The organism is Streptomyces tubbatahanensis (genome assembly GCF_022699385.1).
In the GTDB taxonomy this organism is placed as follows: Bacteria; Actinomycetota; Actinomycetes; order Streptomycetales; family Streptomycetaceae; genus Streptomyces; species Streptomyces diacarni.
This window is the reverse complement of record NZ_CP093846.1, coordinates 1609412-1629590: the sequence shown is the minus strand read 5'-3', so window position 1 is coordinate 1629590 and position 20179 is coordinate 1609412. Positions and strand designations below refer to the sequence as shown.

Genomic DNA, 20179 nt, shown 5'->3' with positions numbered 1-20179 from the left:
GCGGGCGCCCGTTCTCCCTGGTGTGCCCGCGGCGCCCCGTCCGCGGTGCGATCAGCTGATTCCACAGGGAGAACACCCCATGAACACTGCCAAGAAGGCCGCCCTCGTCATCGCCGCCGCCGGTGTCGCCGCCGGTGCCTCCGCCGGCTCGGCCTTCGCCACCGGCCACCACGCCGACGCCCACGGCGCGGCCACCAACTCGCCCGGTGTCGGCTCCGGCAACCTCGTCCAGGCCCCGATCCACGTTCCCGCCAACGTCTCGGGCAACTCCGTGAACGTCGTCGGCGTCCTCAACCCCGTCTTCGGCAACCACGCCGTCAACCACTGAGGCGCCGCGCCGGAAGGGCGGGCCCCGGGCCACGGAGCCACGGGGCCCTGAGCCCCGCGGCCCTGCGGCCCTGAGCCCCGCGGCCCCTGAGCCTCAGGGCCGCCCGCCCTCCCGGCGCCGTTCCAGCTCCTCCGCGTACGCGTTGTACGCGGCCACCTGCGCCCGCCGCGCCGTACGCTCCACGGGGCGCAGCGCCTCAGCCCGCGCCGCGATCGCCGACGCGCTCAGCGCCCCGCCGTGCTCACGGCCGTCACCGCCGCCGCCGTACGCGATCGCCACCAGCGCCCCCACCCGCTGGGCCAGCTCCAGCACCCGCACCGCACGCGGCGGATAGCCGGGAGCCAGCAGCTGCCTGCCCGCCTCCATGCGTGCGCGGTACGCCTCCAGCGCCGCGTCCGCGACCGGCCCCGAACCCGCCACGTCCAGCCGGGTGAGCACCTCGGTGGCCTCCCGCAACGCCTCCGCCAGCTCCCGCTCGGCCTCCGCGAGCGACGGCACGTCGGCGGGCGGCGCCTCGCGCACCGGCAGGCACTCCCACACCACCTCGGTGTGCACGTCTTCGGGGTCCGCCCCCTGGGGCCCCGCCTCGTGCACGGCGGGAACCAGACCGAGCGCGGCGCCGTGCACCAGCACCGCCTCCTCGGCCGCCACCGCCCGCGCGTTGAACTGAGGCGGCCCGCTCAGCCCCAGCGGGTGCCCCGGCACCGGCAGCGCCACCCGCAGGCCGACCGCGCCCAGCGACCGCAGCCGCCCCAGCGCCAGCGTCAGCCCCACCGGGGCGCCCTCCTCATCCGGCAGCGCCACACGGTGCACGGCGTCGCCCGCAACGATGCGCTCGGCGGCCTCGTCAGGCGAGACGAGACCGGCGAAGAGCGCGTTTCCCCAGGCGGCCAGCCGCCCGGAACGAGGTTCAGTGAGCATGGACCCAGCCTAGGGAAGCCTAGAGAGAGGCTTTCGCACACGGTGGCGTAGGTTTTCCCCTGGGGAATGTGCCCACAGGCACTCAAACGCGACTGCAATAGGAGACAACGCGCTCATGAGCGAAGTACTGGAGCTGGTGGACGTATCCGTGGTCCGCGACGGACGCGCTCTGGTGGACGACGTCTCCTGGTCGGTCAAGGAGGGCGAGCGCTGGGTCATCCTCGGTCCCAACGGAGCGGGCAAGACCACCCTGCTCAACGTCGCCTCCAGCTACCTCTTCCCGACCTCGGGCTCCGCCCGCATCCTGGGCGAACAGCTCGGCAGCGTCGACGTGTTCGAGCTGCGCCCGCGCGTCGGCATGGCCAGCATCGCGATGGCCGAGAAGCTTCCCCGCCGCCAGACCGTGCTGGAGACCGTGCTCACCGCCGCCTACGGCATGACGGCGCACTGGCAGGAGAACTACGAGAAGGTCGACGAGGACCGTGCCCGTGCCTTCCTCGACCGCCTGGGCATGTCCGAGTACCTCGACCGCAGGTTCGGCACCCTCTCCGAGGGCGAGCGCAAGCGCACCATGATCGCCCGCGCCATGATGACGGACCCTGAACTGCTGCTCCTCGACGAGCCCGCCGCCGGGCTCGACCTGGGCGGGCGCGAGGACCTCGTCCGCCGCCTCGGACGGCTCGCACGCGACTCCTACGCCCCCTCCATGCTGATGGTCACCCACCACGTCGAGGAGATCCCGCCGGGCTTCACCCACGCCCTGATGATCCGCCAGGGCCGGGTGCTGGCCGCGGGCCCGCTGGAGACGGAGCTGACCTCCCGCAACCTCTCGCTGTGCTTCGGCCTCCCCCTCGTCGTCGAGACGCAGAACGGCCGTTGGACCGCTCAGGGCCTGCCGCTGCGCTGAGCTCGCGCCTACCATGGGACCCGTGGATGCATGGGTCTGGTGGCTGGTGGCCGCCGCAGCGCTGGGAATCCCTCTCATCATCACGGCCATGCCCGAGTTCGGCATGCTCGCGGTGGGCGCGGTCGCGGCCGCGGGAACGGCCGGGCTCGGTGGGGGAGCCGTCCCCCAGGTCCTGGTCTTCGCCATCGTCTCGGTGGCCCTGATCCTGGTCGTACGGCCCATCGCGCGCCGCTCCCGTGCCGAACGGCCCGCGCTGGCCAGCGGCGTGGAGGCACTCAAGGGCCGGCAGGCCGTGGTGCTGGAGCAGGTCGACGGTCGCAGCGGCCGCATCAAGCTCGCCGGTGAGATCTGGTCGGCCCGCGCGCTCGACGCGTCGACGACCCACGAGCCGGGCAGTGAGGTGGATGTGGTCGAGATCGACGGAGCCACCGCCGTCGTGATGTGATGGCGTGAGCAACCGCACAGCGAGCGGCAGTTGCACGAGCGGCACGTACACAAGAGGCGATAACAAGATGCAGGGGGCAAGGCCGTGGACGCCATCATCATCGTCCTGATCATCCTGGTGGTGCTCGTCTGTATCGCGCTCATCAAGACGATCCAGGTGATCCCGCAGGCCAGCGCCGCGATCGTGGAGCGCTTCGGACGCTACACCCGCACCCTGAACGCGGGCCTCAACATCGTCGTCCCCTTCATCGACACCGTCCGCAACCGCGTGGACCTCCGCGAGCAGGTCGTGCCCTTCCCCCCGCAGCCGGTGATCACCCAGGACAACCTCGTGGTGAACATCGACACCGTCATCTACTACCAGGTCACCGACGCCCGGGCCGCCACCTACGAGGTCGCCAGCTACATCCAGGCGATCGAGCAGCTCACCGTCACCACGCTGCGCAACATCATCGGCGGCATGGACCTGGAGCGCACCCTCACCTCCCGCGAGGAGATCAACGCCGCGCTGCGCGGCGTGCTGGACGAGGCCACGGGCAAGTGGGGCATCCGCGTCAACCGCGTCGAGCTCAAGGCCATCGAGCCGCCGACCTCCATCCAGGACTCGATGGAGAAGCAGATGCGCGCCGACCGTGACAAGCGCGCCGCGATCCTCCAGGCCGAGGGTGTCCGCCAGTCGGCGATCCTCACCGCCGAGGGTGAGAAGCAGTCGGCCATCCTGCGCGCCGAAGGTGAGTCCCGCTCCGCGGCGCTCCGCGCCGAAGGTGAGGCGCAGGCCATCCGCACGGTGTTCGAGTCCATCCACGCGGGGGACCCGGACCAGAAGCTGCTCTCCTACCAGTACCTCCAGATGCTCCCGAAGATCGCCGAGGGCGACGCCAACAAGCTCTGGATCGTCCCCAGCGAGATCGGCGACGCGCTCAAGGGCCTCGGCGGCGCCCTCGACAACTTCCGCCCCGACAGCGGCGGCGGCAACGGCGGCAGCCGCGGCGGCGTCCCCAGCCAGATGACCCCGCCTGCCGTCACCAAGCCCCCGCGCGAGCAGCCCCCGCTCGACTCCTGAGCGCGCCCGGGACCGCCCCGAGCGGTCCCGGAGCCCGGCGGCGGACCCGCCGCGGATCGGGCGGCGGGCGGCCGGTCGGCTCCCGCCTCCGGCCCACCCGGCCCACCGCCAGGGAAGCGCGTTCGTCCGGAAGCCGGACGCGGCGCACGCACGCACCCGCCCCTCGGGCATGATCAGTGGCACTGACACCGATCACCGGAGGGGCTTCGCGTGACCATATGGGAGGCAGTCGCCGTCTGTGCCGCGGGAATCGCCGCCGGCGGCATCAACACCGTCGTCGGCTCCGGCACCCTCATCACCTTCCCCGTCCTGCTCGCGGTCGGCCTGCCGCCGGTGACCGCCAACGTCTCCAACACCATCGGTCTCGTCCCCGGCTCCGTCAGCGGAGCCATCGGATACCGCAGGGAGCTGCGCGGCCAGCGCGGCCGCGTCCTGCGGCTCGGCGGCGTCGCCCTCCTCGGCGGACTGACCGGCGCGATCCTGCTGCTCACCCTCCCCAGCAGCGCCTTCGACATGATCGTCCCGGTGCTGATCGCGGTCGCGCTCGTCCTCGTCGTCTTCCAGCCACGGCTGGCCGCCGCCGTCCGCCGCCGACGCGCACGCAAGGACAGCACAGGACACCCGCACGGCGGCGTCCCCCTCCAGAGCGGCATCCTGGTCGCCAGCGCCTACGGCGGATACTTCGGCGCCGCGCAGGGCGTCATCTACGTGGCGCTGATGGGGCTGCTGCTCAACGACGACCTGCAACGCATCAACGCCGTCAAGAACGTCCTCGGAGCCGTCGTCAACGGCGTCGCCGCCGTCTTCTTCATCTTCGTCGCCGACGTCGACTGGACGGCCGTCCTGCTAATCGCGCTCGGATCGGCGGCCGGGGGCCAGCTCGGCGCCCGCATCGGACGCAAGCTGGCCCCCGGGGTGCTCCGCGGCGTCATCGTCGCCGTCGGCCTGGTCGCCATCGTTCAGCTGATACTGGACTGACCCGAGGGGGACCGCCCCGGCCGGCGAAGCCCCTGCCGCCGTCCGGGCGCGGGCCGCGGAAGGGGTCTCACGCCGTGGCCGCCGGCACCGTCAGCCACTCGGGCAGCGTGTCGCCCTCCCCGAGGCCCAGCGCCAGCAGCAGGGAGTCCGCGGGCGTCGGCTCGAACGGCTTCACCAGCAGCCGCATCCCCGCCTGCGCGGGCGTACGGTCCGCCTTCCTGTGGTTGTCCGCCGCACACGCGGCGACCGTGTTCAGCCACGTGTCGCCGCCCCCGTGCGACCGCGGGACGACGTGGTCCACCGTGGTCGCCCGGCGCCCGCAGTACGCACACCTGTGCCGGTCCCGCACCAGCACACCCCGCCGCGACCACGACGCCCGTTGTCGGAACGGCACTCTCACGAACCTGCGCAGCCTGATCACCTGTGGCACCGGTATCTCCAGCTGCGCCGCGCGCACCCTCAGCCCGGGATGCGACTGCTCGACGACGGCCTTCTCCCGCATTACGAGCACCACGGCACGCCGCAGCGACACCGTCGACAGCGGCTCGAAGCTCGCGTTGAGCACCAACGTCTCCCGCATCCCGCCCGCCTCCCCTTGGACCCCTCGGATCCCTCGGTCTTTCCCGATTCCTTCGGCTTCTCTACCGGTTCCTCCGCTTTCACCCCGTGCGCCCCCGCGCCGGGGTGGCTCCACTGTGCCGCTGTCCCCGCAGGCCGACAACGCAATTTCTGCCCGCTGTACGGCGCGTGAAGAGCCCGGGAACACCAGGTCGTCGAGGCAGGGGAGAGCCCCGGGAAGACGGGGAGACGGGAAGACGGGGCGTACGGCCGGCCGCCGGGAGCGCGGGAGAGGCCGGGGAGGAGGAGCGCGGGAGAGAAAAGGGCGCGAGTGCCCAGGGGGGCGGGCGGCCGGGGAGGGGCGTCGGAGGCAGCCGGCGCGGTCGTCCGACCCCCGGCCGGACTCCGGCGGACGGCGGCGTCGATGAGCGCCAGCCGTCCCCGCTCGCGGTGGCGTACCGCGCCACGGTGCCGACTGCCCGGATACACGTTGCGCCGCGCACGAGGCGCGGCGCAACGGAATTGTTCCGGCCAGCCGGCCGGAAGCCGGTCTCCCGCTCTCCCGGGGAGCCGGCCTTCCACTCTTCCGGGGAGCCGGGCTGCCGGTCAGTCGCGGAGCCGAACTGTCGGTCAGCCCTCCGCAGGGATCTCGTACTCGGCGATGGCGTGCCCCCGCGCCAGCGTGTGGAAGCGCAGGTTGAACCCGACGAAGGCGGGCGTCGCACCGGCGTCGGGACCGAGCTTCTCCGCGTCCACGGCGTAGACGGTGAACACGTAGCGGTGCGGCCCGTCCCCGGGCGGCGGCGCGGCTCCGCCGAAGTCCCGCGTCCCGAAGTCGTTGCGCACGTGCACGGCCCCCTCGGGGAGCCCCTTCATCTCACCCGTGCCGGCACCCGCGGGCAGCTCGGTCACCGAGGCCGGGATGTCGAAGACGGACCAGTGCCAGAAACCGCTGCCGGTCGGCGCGTCCGGGTCGAAGCACGTCACGGCGTAGCTCTTCGTCCCCTCCGGGGCGCCTTCCCACCGCAGGTGCGGAGAGGTGTTCCCCTCCGCGTACACCTGTGCGGAACCCAGATGGCCGCCGTCCGCCAGATCGTCGCTCACCACACGAATCGACGGCACCGGGGGGTGGAAGTCATGGGGTAGCGGGCGCCGTTGCTGGTCGGTCACGTCGAAACCTCCTCGTCACGCGAATCGCTGTACCGGCCAGCCTAACGATCGAGGCAGCCTCTCTTTGCCACCATGTCCAGGGTGCGTAAGCACGCCCCGTACACCCCAGCCCCACGCCCGCAGCCGCGGGCGCCTTCGAGCGAGTGACCACGACGAGACCCGAAGCGGTGGTATGAGATGACCAGCCCCGTGGAACTGCCCGAGCTGCCCCAGGCCGACCTTCCCGGCCTCTTCGACGCCTCGGTGCCCCCCGGCGTCTACCGGTTCCCCTCCGTGGGGCCCGACGCCCTCATGCAGGCGGACGCAGCCGGCTGGTTCGACGCGGTCGTGGACCTGACCGGCGTCGGCAACAAGGCCGACTTCATGGAGCGTTGCGCCACCGGACTGGAACTCCCCGACTACTTCGGCCGCAACTGGGACGCCCTCGCCGACCTCCTCACCGACCTGTCCTGGTGGGGCGAGACCCGCGGCTACCTGTTCCTGGCCACCGGCTGGACGGAGTTCGAAGCGGCCGACCCCGAGGACGCGGCCGCCGCCGCGGAGGTCTTCACCGCCGCCGTCGGCTTCTGGGCGGTACGCGAGACCCCGCTCAGCATCCTGCTGGGCTGAGCGGGGCCGCGGTGCGCCGCAGCCGGCGTCCGGCTGGAAGGGGCGAGCGGGGCCGCACCGCCCCCGACCGCGTCAGAACCAGTTGCGCTTCCCGCCGACCTCGGCCAGCCACTGGTTGAGGTACCCGGCCCAGTCCGTCTGCTGATAGGTGTCGAAGTCCACGGGGAACGCGCGGAAGGTGTCACTGCCCTCCGAGAACAACCCCGGCTTCTTGTCCATCTCCAGCACCACGTCCATCCCCCGCGAGTCCGCGACAAAGGACAGCTCGACCTGGTTGAGCCCGCGGTACTGCTGCGGCGCGTAGAACTCGATCTCCTGGTAGAAGGGCAGCCGCTGCCGCGTGTTGCGGATGTGCCCCTTCTCCATGTCCGCCGACTTGAAGCGGAAGCCCAGCTGCCCGAACGCGTCCAGAATCGCCTGCTGCGCGGGCAGCGGGTGGATCTCCACCGGGTCCAGGTCGGTCGAGTCCACGGCCCGCGCGATCGCCAGCTCCGTGCACACGCCCAGCTGCATCCCCCGCAGCTGCTGCCCCAGGAACGTGGTGACCGGCGTCTCCCACGGAACCTCGAGGCTGAAGGGCACCACGTGCGAAGCGCCCTCGTGCAGGGTCAGCTCGCCACCGAGCTGCTGGGTACCGAACTCGATGTTCTGATGCGTCTCGCCGTCGTTCGTCTCCACCTCGACCCGGGCCTGCAGACCCACGGACAACGCCTGGATCTCCTGCTCGACGGAGCCGCCCTCGATCCGCACCTCACCCTGGACCACGCCCCCGGGTACGGCGTGCGGCTCGTGCAGCACGGTGTCGACGGACGCGCTGCCCATACCCATGCTCGCGAACAGCTTCTTGAAGCCCATCCCTCGTCCTCCCCATCCGGCTTCCCGGCGGAAGCGCGGCCAGTTCTCGTAGCGCGGCGCTCGCACGCCGCTCCTCCGCGCCGTTCTCATGCGCGCGGTTCTTGTACGCTCGGAGGGCATGATCGCAGGCCGAGACAGCAACCCCAGCACGACCGGCGACCACCCGTACCTCCCCCGAACCTTCTTCGACCGTCCTGTCCTGGATGTCGCTCCCGAGCTCCTCGGCCGCATCCTGCTACGCACGACGCCGCAGGGGCGCATGCAGTTGCGCATCACGGAGGTCGAGGCGTACGCGGGTGAGGCCGACCCCGGCTCCCACGCCTACCGGGGCAAGACCGCACGCAACGCCTCGATGTTCGGCCCCCCGGGCCACGCGTACGTCTATTTCATCTACGGCATGTGGTACAGCCTGAACCTCGTCTGCGGCCCTGAGGGGCATGCCGGCGGTGTGCTGATCCGCGCGGGTGAGGTACTCGAAGGGGTGGACGAGGCCAGGCATCGCCGGCCCAAGGCCCGCAAGGACGCGGAACTCGCCAAGGGCCCTGCCCGCCTCGCCACGGCACTGGCCGTGGACCGCGAGCTGAACGGCGCCGACGTGTGCTCCCACGACGCCACCGCGCCGCTGAGCGTCCTCGCCGGAGAGCCGGGTGACGCCGACGCGGTACGCAACGGTCCCCGCACCGGAGTCGGCGGAGAGGGCGCCCACCACCCCTGGCGCTTCTGGCTCGCCGACGATCCGACGGTCAGCCCCTACCGCCCCCACAAACCACGGCACCGCCGCCCGGCGCTTGACGCGAACCGCTCGACCCCCTAACGTAGACCGAGCCGCTGAAGACGGGACGGCTTGCCACGGGCTTCCAGCCCAGTGAGAGCGCCCCCGGACGAAAAGCGGCACATCACTACCTCAGAACGTATACCCCTTCGCCGGGGTCGCTTTCGGTGCGCCGAAAAACGACTTGGAAAGACTCGATTATGAGTCTCGGGGAGAACGAGCTAAAGTAGTGAACACCGAAAGGGCAAACGTCCGGAGAAACCGGTGCTGCATTGTCAGTGCCGATTGGTTTCGAAGGAAGCGTCCGTTCCTTGAGAACTCAACAGCGTGCCAAAAGTCAACGCCAGATATGTTGATACCCCGACCTGCCGGGTTTCCGGTGGGTTGAGGTTCCTTTGAAACATATGACAGCGAGGACGCTGTGAACGGGTTGGATTATTCCTCCGGCCTGTTCCGCTCTTCCTGTGGATGATGCAAGCATTCACGGAGAGTTTGATCCTGGCTCAGGACGAACGCTGGCGGCGTGCTTAACACATGCAAGTCGAACGATGAACCCGCTTCGGTGGGGGATTAGTGGCGAACGGGTGAGTAACACGTGGGCAATCTGCCCTGCACTCTGGGACAAGCCCTGGAAACGGGGTCTAATACCGGATATGACACGGGATCGCATGGTCTCCGTGTGGAAAGCTCCGGCGGTGCAGGATGAGCCCGCGGCCTATCAGCTTGTTGGTGGGGTGATGGCCTACCAAGGCGACGACGGGTAGCCGGCCTGAGAGGGCGACCGGCCACACTGGGACTGAGACACGGCCCAGACTCCTACGGGAGGCAGCAGTGGGGAATATTGCACAATGGGCGCAAGCCTGATGCAGCGACGCCGCGTGAGGGATGACGGCCTTCGGGTTGTAAACCTCTTTCAGCAGGGAAGAAGCGCAAGTGACGGTACCTGCAGAAGAAGCACCGGCTAACTACGTGCCAGCAGCCGCGGTAATACGTAGGGTGCGAGCGTTGTCCGGAATTATTGGGCGTAAAGAGCTCGTAGGCGGCCTGTCGCGTCGGATGTGAAAGCCCGGGGCTTAACCCCGGGTCTGCATTCGATACGGGCAGGCTAGAGTTCGGTAGGGGAGATCGGAATTCCTGGTGTAGCGGTGAAATGCGCAGATATCAGGAGGAACACCGGTGGCGAAGGCGGATCTCTGGGCCGATACTGACGCTGAGGAGCGAAAGCGTGGGGAGCGAACAGGATTAGATACCCTGGTAGTCCACGCCGTAAACGTTGGGAACTAGGTGTGGGCGACATTCCACGTCGTCCGTGCCGCAGCTAACGCATTAAGTTCCCCGCCTGGGGAGTACGGCCGCAAGGCTAAAACTCAAAGGAATTGACGGGGGCCCGCACAAGCGGCGGAGCATGTGGCTTAATTCGACGCAACGCGAAGAACCTTACCAAGGCTTGACATACACCGGAAACGGCCAGAGATGGTCGCCCCCTTTGGGTCGGTGTACAGGTGGTGCATGGCTGTCGTCAGCTCGTGTCGTGAGATGTTGGGTTAAGTCCCGCAACGAGCGCAACCCTTATCCTGTGTTGCCAGCGTGCCTTTCGGGGTGACGGGGACTCACGGGAGACTGCCGGGGTCAACTCGGAGGAAGGTGGGGACGACGTCAAGTCATCATGCCCCTTATGTCTTGGGCTGCACACGTGCTACAATGGCCGGTACAATGAGCTGCGATGCCGTGAGGTGGAGCGAATCTCAAAAAGCCGGTCTCAGTTCGGATTGGGGTCTGCAACTCGACCCCATGAAGTCGGAGTCGCTAGTAATCGCAGATCAGCATTGCTGCGGTGAATACGTTCCCGGGCCTTGTACACACCGCCCGTCACGTCACGAAAGTCGGTAACACCCGAAGCCGGTGGCCCAACCCCCTTGCGGGGAGGGAATCGTCGAAGGTGGGACTGGCGATTGGGACGAAGTCGTAACAAGGTAGCCGTACCGGAAGGTGCGGCTGGATCACCTCCTTTCTAAGGAGCACCTGGCCGCCACGTGGTGGTGGTCCAGACGCCAGTACATCAGCGCGTGTCTGATGCTGGTCGCTCATGGGTGGAACGTTGACTATTCGGCACTGGTTCACTGGTGTTGTTAGTACTGCTCTTCGGAGCGTGGAACACGGTGGCGGGGGGGATGTCGGGCGCGCTGTTGGGTGTCTGAGGGTGCGGGCTGTTGCCCGCCCTTCGGTGTGCCGGTCCCAGTGAACTCCAGCTGTGGTTGGGGGTGGTGGGTGGCTGGTTGTTGTTTGAGAACTGCACAGTGGACGCGAGCATCTGTGGCCAAGTTTTTAAGGGCGCACGGTGGATGCCTTGGCACCAGGAACCGATGAAGGACGTGGGAGGCCGCGATAGACCCCGGGGAGTTGTCAACCGAGCTGTGATCCGGGGGTGTCCGAATGGGGGAACCCGGCAGTCGTCATGGGCTGTCACCTGCCGCTGAATGTATAGGCGGTGTGGAGGGAACGCGGGGAAGTGAAACATCTCAGTACCCGTAGGAAGAGAAAACAACCGTGATTCCGGGAGTAGTGGTGAGCGAAACCGGAGGAGGCTAAACCGTATGTGTGTGAGACCCGGCAGGGGTTGCGCATGCGGGGTTGTGGGAGCTTTCTTTTATGGTCTGCCGGCCATGAGGCGAGTGAGAAACCGTTGATGTAGGCGAAGGGCATGCGAAAGGCCCGGCGTAGAGGGTAAGACCCCCGTAGCTGAAATGTCAGCGGCTCGTTTGGGAGCCACCCAAGTAGCATGGGGCCCGAGAAATCCTGTGTGAATCTGGCGGGACCACCCGTTAAGCCTAAATATTCCCTGGTGACCGATAGCGGATAGTACCGTGAGGGAATGGTGAAAAGTACCGCGGGAGCGGAGTGAAAGAGTACCTGAAACCGTGTGCCTACAAGCCGTGGGAGCGTCGCGCATCGAGTTTTCTTGGTGCGTCGTGACTGCGTGCCTTTTGAAGAATGAGCCTGCGAGTTTGCGGCATGTTGCGAGGTTAACCCGTGTGGGGGAGCCGTAGCGAAAGCGAGTCCGAAGAGGGCGTTTGAGTAGCGTGTTCAAGACCCGAAGCGGAGTGATCTAGCCATGGGCAGGGTGAAGCGGAGGTAAGACTTCGTGGAGGCCCGAACCCACCAGGGTTGAAAACCTGGGGGATGACCTGTGGTTAGGGGTGAAAGGCCAATCAAACTCCGTGATAGCTGGTTCTCCCCGAAATGCATTTAGGTGCAGCGTCGTGTGTTTCTTGCCGGAGGTAGAGCACTGGATAGGCGATGGGCCTTACCGGGTTACTGACCTTAGCCAAACTCCGAATGCCGGTAAGTGAGAGCGCGGCAGTGAGACTGTGGGGGATAAGCTCCATGGTCGAGAGGGAAACAGCCCAGAGCATCGACTAAGGCCCCTAAGCGTGTGCTAAGTGGGAAAGGATGTGGAGTCGCAGAGACAACCAGGAGGTTGGCTTAGAAGCAGCCATCCTTGAAAGAGTGCGTAATAGCTCACTGGTCAAGTGATTCCGCGCCGACAATGTAGCGGGGCTCAAGTACACCGCCGAAGTCGTGTCACTCACATGGGAGCCCTAACGGCTGTGTGGGGTGGGTAGGGGAGCGTCGTGTGCCGGGTGAAGCAGCCGTGGAAGCGAGTTGTGGATGGTTCACGAGTGAGAATGCAGGCATGAGTAGCGATACATGCGTGAGAAACGTGTGCGCCGATTGACTAAGGGTTCCTGGGTCAAGCTGATCTGCCCAGGGTAAGTCGGGACCTAAGGCGAGGCCGACAGGCGTAGTCGATGGAGAACCGGTTGATATTCCGGTACCCGCTATGCAGCGATCAACATCGAATCAGGTGATGCTAAGTCCGTGAAACCGTCCGTGCGGCTTTGCTGGTTTCGGGAGTGGTGGAGCCGACGGTCCAAGTCTGTAGTAGGTGAGTGATGGGGTGACGCAGTGAGGTAGTCCATCCCGGGCGGTGGTTGTCCCGGGGTAAGGGTGTAGCCCGAGGAGTAGGTAAATCCGTTCCTCGTTACAGGGGTGAGACCTGATGCCGAGCCGTTTGTGGTGAAGTGGATGATCCTGTGCTGTCGAGAAAAGCCTCTAGCGAGGTGTGTGGCGGCCCGTACCCTAAACCGACTCAGGTGGTCTGGTAGAGAATACCGAGGCGTTCGGGTGAACTATGGTTAAGGAACTCGGCAAAATGCCCCCGTAACTTCGGGAGAAGGGGGGCCACACCTGGTGATCACTTTTGCAGTGTGAGCTGGGGGTGGCCGCAGAGACCAGCGAGAAGCGACTGTTTACTAAAAACACAGGTCCGTGCGAAGCCGTAAGGCGAGGTATACGGACTGACGCCTGCCCGGTGCTGGAACGTTAAGGGGACCGGTTAGTCACATTTCGGTGTGGTGAAGCTGAGAACTTAAGCGCCAGTAAACGGCGGTGGTAACTATAACCATCCTAAGGTAGCGAAATTCCTTGTCGGGTAAGTTCCGACCTGCACGAATGGCGTAACGACTTCTTGACTGTCTCAACCATAGACCCGGTGAAATTGCACTACGAGTAAAGATGCTCGTTTCGCGCAGCAGGACGGAAAGACCCCGGGACCTTTACTATAGCTTGATATTGGTGTTCGGTTCGGCTTGTGTAGGATAGGTGGGAGACTGTGATGCGGGCACGCCAGTGTTCGTGGAGTCGTTGTTGAAATACCACTCTGGTCGTGCTGGATGTCTAACCTGGGTCCGTGATCCGGATCGGGGACAGTGTCTGGTGGGTAGTTTAACTGGGGCGGTTGCCTCCTAAATGGTAACGGAGGCGCCCAAAGGTTCCCTCAGCCTGGTTGGTCATCAGGTGGTGAGTGTAAGTGCACAAGGGAGCTTGACTGTGAGACTGACGGGTCGAGCAGGGACGAAAGTCGGGACTAGTGATCCGGCGGTGGCTTGTGGAAGCGCCGTCGCTCAACGGATAAAAGGTACCCCGGGGATAACAGGCTGATCTTCCCCAAGAGTCCATATCGACGGGATGGTTTGGCACCTCGATGTCGGCTCGTCGCATCCTGGGGCTGGAGTCGGTCCCAAGGGTTGGGCTGTTCGCCCATTAAAGCGGTACGCGAGCTGGGTTTAGAACGTCGTGAGACAGTTCGGTCCCTATCCGCTGCGCGCGTTGGAGTCTTGAGAAGGGCTGTCCCTAGTACGAGAGGACCGGGACGGACGGACCTCTGGTGTGCCAGTTGTTCTGCCAAGGGCATGGCTGGTTGGCTACGTTCGGGAAGGATAACCGCTGAAAGCATCTAAGCGGGAAGCCTGCTTCGAGATGAGGACTCCTGCCTCCTTTGAGAGGGTAAGGCTCCCTGGAGATGACGGGGTTGATAGGCCGGATCTGGAAGCCCAGTAATGGGTGGAGGTGACCGGTACTAATAGGCCGAGGGCTTGTCCATAGAGGCTCGCGTCCACTGTGTGGGTTCTGAGACAACAACCGCACTCTCAACACGAGTGTGCTTGTGCGCTTTGAGACCGGGACTGGATCGAGATCCGGTGACCGATCAGAGTTTCGGTGGTCATAGCGTGAGGGAAACGCCCGGTTACATTCCGAACCCGGAAGCTAAGCCTTTCAGCGCCGATGGTACTGCATGCGGGAGCGTGTGGGAGAGTAGGACGCCGCCGAACAATCTTTATGGCCCTTGGCCTCCAGCGTGCATGCGCTGGAGGCCAAGGGTCTTTTTTTGTTTTCTCTCCGCATTCTCGGAGAGCGTTGTTCCACTGCCTGCGCGAGAATCGTGTACAGGCACCGCAGACAGGAGTCACGTCGATGTCCCCCAGCTCCTCCGACGACCGCGACCGCCCAGAACGCCGGCCACGGCAGTCCGGCTCCGGCCCGCGCCGCGATGACGCTCCCCGCTCGGGTGGTCCGCGCGGCCCGCGGCGTGAGGACGGCGGCCGCGGTGGCCGCGGTGGGGGTTTCCGCTCCGGCGGTGGCTACCGCTCGGACGACAGGGACGGGCGCGATGCGCGCGGCGGGCGGGGCGACCGCGGCCGGCCTCAGCGCTCCGGTGGTGGCTTCTCCCGCGACGACCGTCCCCGTGACGACCGTCCGCGCGAGGGGCGGGACGAACGTCGGGGCCAGGGGCCCCGACGCGACGGCGACCGTTCCTTCTCCCGTCGCGACGACCGCCAGGGGGGTTCCTACCGCCGTGACGACCGCGACCGTGACCGCAGCCCGTTCCGTCGCGACGACCGCGACCGCGACCGTGGTTCGTTCCGTCGCGACGACCGCGACCGCGACCGTGGCTCGTTCCGTCGCGACGACCGCGACCGCGACCGTGGCTCGTTCCGCCGTGACGACCGCGACCGCGATCGCGACCGCAGCTCGTACCGCCGTGACGACCGCGACCGTGACCGCAGCCCGTACCGCCGTGACGACCGCGACCGCGGCTCGTACCGTCGGGATGACCGCGACCGCGACCGCGATCACAGCCGTGAGCGCGACTCCTACCGCCGCGACGACCGCGACAGGGGGCGCAGCCGTGATGGCGACCGCGACCGCGACAGGGGTCGTCCGCAGGGCGGGCCCGGGGCTCGGCGGGACGAGGGGCGTGACCGTGGGCGTCGGCCGTACGGGGGCCAGGGCGGTGGCCGGGACCGTCGGGACGAGCGCCGGGGTGGTTTCCGGCGGGACGACGACCGGTCGGGCGGCTTCCGGCGCGGTGGCGGCGATCGTGGGCGGCCGTGCGGGCGGGACGATCGGGAGCGTGGCCGCGACCGGCAGGACCGTGAGCCGTTGCGGCGGCTGCCGATCGACGAGGACGTCACCGGCGAGGAGCTGGACAAGGACGTCAAGCAGGAGCTGAAGAGCCTGCCGAAGACGCTGGCCGAGGACGTCGCGCGGAACCTGGTGATGGTGGCGCGGCTGCTGGACGAGGACCCCGAGCGGGCGTACGCGTACGCGAAGGTGGCGCTGCGGCTGGCATCGAGGGTGCCGTCGGTGCGCGAGGCGGCGGGTTTCGCCGCGTACGCGGTGGAGAAGTACGCGGAGGCGTTGGCGGAGTTCCGGGCCGCGCGGCGGATGACCGGGCTGCAGCATCTGTGGCCGGTGATGGCGGACTGCGAGCGCGGTCTGGGGCGTCCCGAGAAGGCGTTGGCCATGGCGGGCGAGCCCGAGGTGCAGCAGCTCGACAAGGCGGGGCAGGTCGAGATGCGGCTCGTCGCGGCGGGGGCGCGGCGTGACATGGGGCAGGCGGATGCCGCGGTGGTGACGTTGCAGAGCCCGGAGCTGGCGTCCACGTCCGTGCAGCCGTGGACGGCGCGGCTGCGGTACGCGTACGCGGACGCGTTGCTCGAGGTCGGTCGTGAGGATGAGGCGCGTGAGTGGTTCGCCAAGACCTTGGAGGCCGATCAGAGCGGTGTGACGGATGCCTCGGACCGGCTTGCCGAGCTGGACGGTGTGGAGTTCATCGACGCTCTGGACGGGGACGACGAGGACGACCGGGACGACGGGGACGACGCGAACGGGACCGCCGACGGGAGCGGGCGGAGCGGCGAGGGGCCGGCCTCGGAGGGCTGACCCCGACCGCACGGGGTTCCCGCGCACCCGCGCGGGTGTACTGCCGACAGCCGAGCAAGCCGGACAACGAGTACGAGGGGCGGTCCCGAACGGGGCCCGCCCCTCGTACTCGTTACGCGCTCTTTCTCACCGCAAGCTCGTGCTCACCGCGCGCTCGTGCTCACCGCGCGCTCGTGCTCACCGCGCGCTCGTGCTCACCTGTGCGCGGCCAGCGGGTTCTTCAGGGTGCCGGTGAGCTGGAGCGCCCCGGCGGGGTCCTGGAGGTCGACCATCTGCTGGTTGTTGCGCAGCTGGAGGCGGTTGAGGCAGGAGAGGGCGAACTCGTCCGCGAACAGGTCGTAGCGTGCGTGGCGCTCGGCCAGGTGCGGGGTGGACTTCTGGTACTCCTTGGCGACGTCGGCGACGGTGGCCCAGAAGGTGTCCTCGTCGAGGATGCCGGCCGTGTCCAGGACGGGTGCGAGGAAGCGGAAGAAGCAGTCGAAGACGTCCGTGAAGAGGGAGAGGATCTTCATGTCCTCGGGGACGTCGGCGCGGATGCGCTCGACCTCGGTGGGGAGTTCGGCGTCCTCGCTCATGACGGCGATCTCCTCGGCCAGGTCCTTGAAGAGGGCCCGGCGGGGAACGCCCTGGTCGTCCAGGACGAGGATGACGTTCTCGCCGTGCGGCATGAACACCAGGTCGTAGGCGTAGAAGCAGTGCAGCAGCGGCGTGAGGTAGGCGGTCAGGTAGGAGCGCAGCCACTCGGTGGGTTCGAGCCCTGAGCTGTGGATGAGGGCGGCGGCCAGGGAGTTGCCGTCGCGGTCGGTGTGCAGGAGCGAGGCCATGGTGGCGGGCTTCTCGCCGTCGTGCAGGAACGGCATGGGGCTCTCGCGCCACAGCGCGGCGAGCATCTTCAGGTAGGGGGAGCCCTTGGGGGCGGCTGCCTCGTAGGGGGCGGGGTGGTAGCCGACGGCGGCGCGTTCGCGCAGGACGCCGAGGCCGGTGGCGCGGAGCGTCTCGTCGCGGGACACGAGGTCGGCCAGCCAGTCGTTGATGGCCGGGGTCGCTTCCATGTAGGAGGCGGACAGGCCGCGCAGGAAGCCCATGTTGAGGACGGAGAGCGCGGTCTTCACGTAGTGCTTGGTGGGCTGGGTGGCGTTGAAGAAGGTGCGGATGGACTGCTGTGCGAGGTGTTCGTCGTCGCCGTGGCCGAGCGGCACCAGGTGGCGCTGGGCGACCTCGGCGGCGAAGGTGACCGACAGTTTGTTCCACCACTGCCAGGGGTGGACGGGCACGAGGTAGTAGTCGTCCAGGTCCAGGCCCTGTTCGGTCAGGGCGGCGGAGAAGCGGCGGAGTGTGGTGCCGGAGAGCTCGGAGAGGACGAGTTTGTCGTAGGTGAGGTCGGCGCAGGCGGTGAAGGTGGTGCGGTCGCGGCGTGCGGCGAGCCAGATGAGCCGGACGGGGGAGCCGGTCTCGGGGGCGTAGGCGCGGTACTCGGCGATGTCGAAGCCGAGGCGGCCGTTGTTGGCGATGAAGCAGGGGTGGCCCTCGGTCATGCCGGCTTCGATGTCCTGGAAGCCGGCGGCGGCGAGTTCGGCCGCGGTGGTGTGGGGCGCCGCGAGTTTGTACGCGGTGCTGGCCAGGGTGGAGCTGATCTCCTCCAGGTAGACGGGGAGGATGTCGTCGCCGAGGCCGAGTGAGGTCCGCAGTTCGGTGATGAAGGCGAGCGCGTCGAGGGGGAGTTCCGCGCCGTCGTGGTGGCGGCTGATGCTGTCGGCCTCGACCTGCCAGTGGTCGAGGGCGAAGCGGCGGGCGGTGAAGCGGTACTCGGTGGCGCCGTCGTCACAGCGCACGGCGTATCGGCGTGCGCCGTTCCCGTGGGGCGCGTCTTCCTGAGCGTTCCCCTGCGCGTCCCCCTGTTCCGTCTCGTCGAGCGGTGCCGGGGTCAGCAGCCGCTCGTGGGTGAACTCGGCCAGAGCCTTGCGCACCAGGAGTCGGGTGGCGTGGGCCCAGCGTTCGGGGGTGAGGTGGCTGACGGCCGCGTGCGGTGGGGTGGGCTGCGGGGTGGTGGGGAGGCTCATGCGGGGGTCACTCCTGTGGCGGCCTGGAACTGCTCGTGAGTGCAGAAGCTGAGGAGGGCTTCCTTCTCCGGCTTGGTGAGGGTGGTCTCGGCGCGGAAGCCGACCGCTTCGTTGAGGGCGTGGACGGCGGTGTTGCGCACGTCGGGTTCGACGACGACGCGGTGGGCGCCGGGGTCGGAGAAGAGCATCGCCATGACGGTGGTGAGGACGGCACGGGTGAAGCCGTGCACGGGCTCTTGGGCGGGGGCGCACAGGAAGTGCATGCCGATGTCGCCGTCGGCGTGCGGGTAGAGGCCGGCGAGTTCGACGTGGCGCGGGTCGTAGCGTTCCATCAGGAAGGCGGGTTCGCCGTTGTGCCGGCCGAGGAAGGCGTCGTGGTGGGGCGAGGCGGCGATGTCCATGAACTCGCGTTCGACGTCGGGGAGTGTCGCGTCCTGTAGCAGGTAGAACGCCGCCTTGGGGTGGGTGACCCAGGTGTGCAGCAGCTCGGCGTCGGTGAGCGGGTTAACGGGGCGGAGGGAGAAGGAGCCCAGTTCCGCGTCGGTGCGGGTGAAGACGGGGGCGTCGGCGGTGGTCACAGGGCGGCCTCCGCTTCGGTGGCGGGCGTGCCGTCGGCCAGGGGGGCGGCGAACTCCTGGAAGGCGATGGACCGCTCGATCGGGTACACCTCGCGGCCGAGCAGCGCGCGGACGATGCTGGAGTTGCGGTAGGCGGCCATGCCCAGGTCGGGGGCGACGAAGCCGTGGGTGTGCAGCTCCGCGTTCTGTACGTAGATCTCCTGCCCCGCGGTGTCGACGCTGTAGTCGCGGCGGACGGCGAAGCGTCCGCGCGGGTCCCACTCGATGCGGTCGGCGATCGCGTCGAGGAAGGCGGGGCGCTGGTAGCGGTAGCCGGTGGCCAGGATGAGGCCCTCGGTGGTGAGGGAGAAGTCGCGCTTCTGCTCTTCCTGGCGCAGTCCGAGGGTGTAGGTGCCGGCGGCCGCGTCGTAGGAGGCGTCGGTCAGCGCGGTGTTGGTCATCAGCCGGGTGGGGCAGGAGCGGACGCGGTTCTTCTGGTAGAGCAGGTCGAAGATGGCGTCGATCAGCTCGGAGTTGATGCCCTTGTAGAGGTTCTTCTGCGAGGCGACGAGGTCGTCGCGGGTGTCGGGTGGGAGGGAGTGGAAGTAGTCCACGTACTCCGGCGAGGTCATCTCCAGCGTCAGCTTGGTGTATTCGAGGGGGAAGAAGCGGGGGGAGCGGGTCAGCCAGTTGAGCGCGTAGCCGTGGGCGTCGATGTCCTGGAGGAGGTCGTAGTAGATCTCGGCGGCGCTCTGGCCGCTGCCCACCAGGGTGATGCTCTTCTTCTTCTGGAGGGCTTCCTTGGCTTCCAGGTAGCGGGAGTTGTGGATCAGGTCGCCGCCGAGGTCCTGGCAGGGTTCGGGCAGGTAGGGCGGGGTGCCGGTGCCCAGGATGAGTTTCGGCGCGCGGAAGGTGCGCCGCTCGCCCGTGGGCAGGTGCTCGGCGTGGACGGTGTAGAGCCCGTCGCTCTCGTCGTGTGCGACGTCGACGACGCGGTGGCCGAAGCGCACGGTGCCGTCCGCGAGCCGTTCGGCGGCCCAGCGGCAGTAGTCGCTGAACTCGGCGCGGAGCGGGTAGAAGCTCTCGCGTATGTAGAACGAGTAGAGCCGTCCGGATTCCTTGAGGTAGTTGAGGAAGGAGAACGGCGAGGTCGGGTCCGCGAGGGTGACCAGGTCGGACATGAAAGGCGTCTGGAGGGTGCTGTCCTCCAGCATCATGCCCGGGTGCCAGGTGAACTCCGGCTTGTCGTCGAGGAAGACGCCGTTCAGGTCCGGTATCGGCTCGGTCAGGCAGGCGAGGCCCAGGTTGAAGGGGCCCAGGCCGATGGCGACGAAGTCGTGTACGGGGGCGTCGTGGGTCACGTCGGGGCTCCGGGGTGTGGGGAGGTCGTG

The 20179-nt window shown here is 67.7% G+C and carries 15 protein-coding genes and 3 rRNA genes; 11 read left to right on the top strand and 7 right to left on the bottom strand.

Features of this window, described 5'->3' with window-relative positions:
• Positions 1-79: 79 nt before the first annotated feature.
• Complete coding sequence (locus MMF93_RS07030; RefSeq protein ID WP_242750206.1) at positions 80-328, top strand: chaplin; 249 nt, start codon at positions 80-82, stop codon at positions 326-328.
• 93 nt (positions 329-421) lie between these two features.
• Here MMF93_RS07030 and MMF93_RS07025 read toward each other — a convergent pair whose 3' ends face one another.
• Positions 422-1249, bottom strand: coding sequence for a hypothetical protein (locus MMF93_RS07025; RefSeq protein ID WP_242750205.1), 828 nt, complete (start codon positions 1247-1249; stop codon positions 422-424).
• A 115-nt stretch (positions 1250-1364) separates the two neighbouring features.
• Here MMF93_RS07025 and MMF93_RS07020 point away from each other — a divergent pair, with 115 nt between their 5' ends.
• From MMF93_RS07020 to MMF93_RS07005, 4 genes are all read left to right on the top strand, one after another.
• Positions 1365-2156 (top strand): ABC transporter ATP-binding protein, encoded by a 792-nt coding sequence (locus MMF93_RS07020; protein ID WP_242750204.1) that lies wholly within the window; start codon positions 1365-1367, stop codon positions 2154-2156.
• A 13-nt stretch (positions 2157-2169) separates the two neighbouring features.
• Complete coding sequence (locus MMF93_RS07015; RefSeq protein WP_242750203.1) at positions 2170-2601, top strand: NfeD family protein; 432 nt, start codon at positions 2170-2172, stop codon at positions 2599-2601.
• Positions 2602-2685: 84 nt separating this feature from the next.
• Positions 2686-3663, top strand: coding sequence for an SPFH domain-containing protein (locus tag MMF93_RS07010; protein WP_114016945.1), 978 nt, complete (start codon positions 2686-2688; stop codon positions 3661-3663).
• A gap of 210 nt (positions 3664-3873) precedes the next feature.
• Positions 3874-4641 carry a sulfite exporter TauE/SafE family protein gene (locus MMF93_RS07005; RefSeq protein WP_242750202.1) on the top strand — a complete coding sequence of 256 codons (768 nt, stop codon included), beginning with the start codon at positions 3874-3876 and terminating at the stop codon, positions 4639-4641.
• A gap of 67 nt (positions 4642-4708) precedes the next feature.
• Here the strand turns inward: MMF93_RS07005 and MMF93_RS07000 are convergent, their stop codons facing one another.
• Positions 4709-5221, bottom strand: a complete 513-nt coding sequence (locus MMF93_RS07000) for an HNH endonuclease (protein WP_114020805.1) — start codon at positions 5219-5221, stop codon at positions 4709-4711.
• 608 nt (positions 5222-5829) lie between these two features.
• A complete protein-coding gene (locus MMF93_RS06995) occupies positions 5830-6369 on the bottom strand; it encodes a YbhB/YbcL family Raf kinase inhibitor-like protein (RefSeq protein ID WP_242750201.1) in 540 nt (179 codons plus the stop codon).
• A gap of 177 nt (positions 6370-6546) precedes the next feature.
• Between MMF93_RS06995 and MMF93_RS06990 the strand changes: the two genes are divergently transcribed.
• The gene (locus MMF93_RS06990; RefSeq protein ID WP_242750200.1) at positions 6547-6978 is read left to right on the top strand and encodes a barstar family protein; all 432 of its coding nucleotides are present in this window, start codon (positions 6547-6549) and stop codon (positions 6976-6978) included.
• A gap of 72 nt (positions 6979-7050) precedes the next feature.
• Here MMF93_RS06990 and MMF93_RS06985 read toward each other — a convergent pair whose 3' ends face one another.
• Entirely contained in the window at positions 7051-7833 is a 783-nt protein-coding gene (locus MMF93_RS06985) for a sporulation protein (protein ID WP_242757332.1), read from the bottom strand.
• A gap of 118 nt (positions 7834-7951) precedes the next feature.
• Here MMF93_RS06985 and MMF93_RS06980 point away from each other — a divergent pair, with 118 nt between their 5' ends.
• The 5 genes from MMF93_RS06980 to MMF93_RS06960 all read left to right on the top strand — a co-directional run bounded on the left by MMF93_RS06980 (position 7952) and on the right by MMF93_RS06960 (position 16171).
• The gene (locus MMF93_RS06980) at positions 7952-8647 is read left to right on the top strand and encodes a DNA-3-methyladenine glycosylase (RefSeq protein ID WP_242750199.1); all 696 of its coding nucleotides are present in this window, start codon (positions 7952-7954) and stop codon (positions 8645-8647) included.
• A 438-nt stretch (positions 8648-9085) separates the two neighbouring features.
• Positions 9086-10616, top strand: a 16S ribosomal RNA gene (locus MMF93_RS06975).
• 304 nt (positions 10617-10920) lie between these two features.
• Positions 10921-14048 (top strand): 23S ribosomal RNA (locus MMF93_RS06970).
• A 112-nt stretch (positions 14049-14160) separates the two neighbouring features.
• Positions 14161-14277 (top strand): 5S ribosomal RNA (gene rrf / locus MMF93_RS06965).
• The 16S, 23S and 5S rRNA genes sit together here, the layout of an rRNA operon.
• Before the next feature lie 1120 nt (positions 14278-15397).
• A complete protein-coding gene (locus MMF93_RS06960) occupies positions 15398-16171 on the top strand; it encodes a tetratricopeptide repeat protein (RefSeq protein ID WP_242757330.1) in 774 nt (257 codons plus the stop codon).
• Positions 16172-16365: 194 nt separating this feature from the next.
• Here the strand turns inward: MMF93_RS06960 and MMF93_RS06955 are convergent, their stop codons facing one another.
• Genes MMF93_RS06955 through MMF93_RS06945 form a run of 3 tightly spaced genes read right to left on the bottom strand, consistent with a single transcriptional unit; the run spans position 16366 to position 20149 of the window.
• The gene (locus tag MMF93_RS06955; protein WP_242750198.1) at positions 16366-18231 is read right to left on the bottom strand and encodes an IucA/IucC family protein; all 1866 of its coding nucleotides are present in this window, start codon (positions 18229-18231) and stop codon (positions 16366-16368) included.
• Positions 18228-18809: a GNAT family N-acetyltransferase gene (locus tag MMF93_RS06950; protein ID WP_242750197.1), complete on the bottom strand. Its 582-nt coding sequence runs from the start codon at positions 18807-18809 to the stop codon at positions 18228-18230. Before MMF93_RS06950 ends, MMF93_RS06955 begins: the two co-directional genes overlap by 4 nt.
• Positions 18806-20149 (bottom strand): lysine N(6)-hydroxylase/L-ornithine N(5)-oxygenase family protein, encoded by a 1344-nt coding sequence (locus MMF93_RS06945; protein ID WP_242750196.1) that lies wholly within the window; start codon positions 20147-20149, stop codon positions 18806-18808. Before MMF93_RS06945 ends, MMF93_RS06950 begins: the two co-directional genes overlap by 4 nt.
• Positions 20150-20179: the final 30 nt, after the last annotated feature.

Excerpts from the sequence above, each read along its gene's own strand:
- MMF93_RS07030 (WP_242750206.1), top strand. The coding sequence starts at position 80 with ATGAACACTGCCAAGAAGGCCGCCCTCGTCATCGCCGCCGCCGGTGTC.
- MMF93_RS07025 (WP_242750205.1), bottom strand. The coding sequence starts at position 1,249 with ATGCTCACTGAACCTCGTTCCGGGCGGCTGGCCGCCTGGGGAAACGCG.
- MMF93_RS07020 (WP_242750204.1), top strand. The coding sequence starts at position 1,365 with ATGAGCGAAGTACTGGAGCTGGTGGACGTATCCGTGGTCCGCGACGGA.
- MMF93_RS07015 (WP_242750203.1), top strand. The coding sequence starts at position 2,170 with ATGGGACCCGTGGATGCATGGGTCTGGTGGCTGGTGGCCGCCGCAGCG.
- MMF93_RS07000 (WP_114020805.1), bottom strand. The coding sequence starts at position 5,221 with ATGCGGGAGACGTTGGTGCTCAACGCGAGCTTCGAGCCGCTGTCGACG.
- MMF93_RS06990 (WP_242750200.1), top strand. The coding sequence starts at position 6,547 with ATGACCAGCCCCGTGGAACTGCCCGAGCTGCCCCAGGCCGACCTTCCC.
- MMF93_RS06985 (WP_242757332.1), bottom strand. The coding sequence starts at position 7,833 with ATGGGCTTCAAGAAGCTGTTCGCGAGCATGGGTATGGGCAGCGCGTCC.
- MMF93_RS06980 (WP_242750199.1), top strand. The coding sequence starts at position 7,952 with ATGATCGCAGGCCGAGACAGCAACCCCAGCACGACCGGCGACCACCCG.
- MMF93_RS06955 (WP_242750198.1), bottom strand. The coding sequence starts at position 18,231 with ATGAGCCTCCCCACCACCCCGCAGCCCACCCCACCGCACGCGGCCGTC.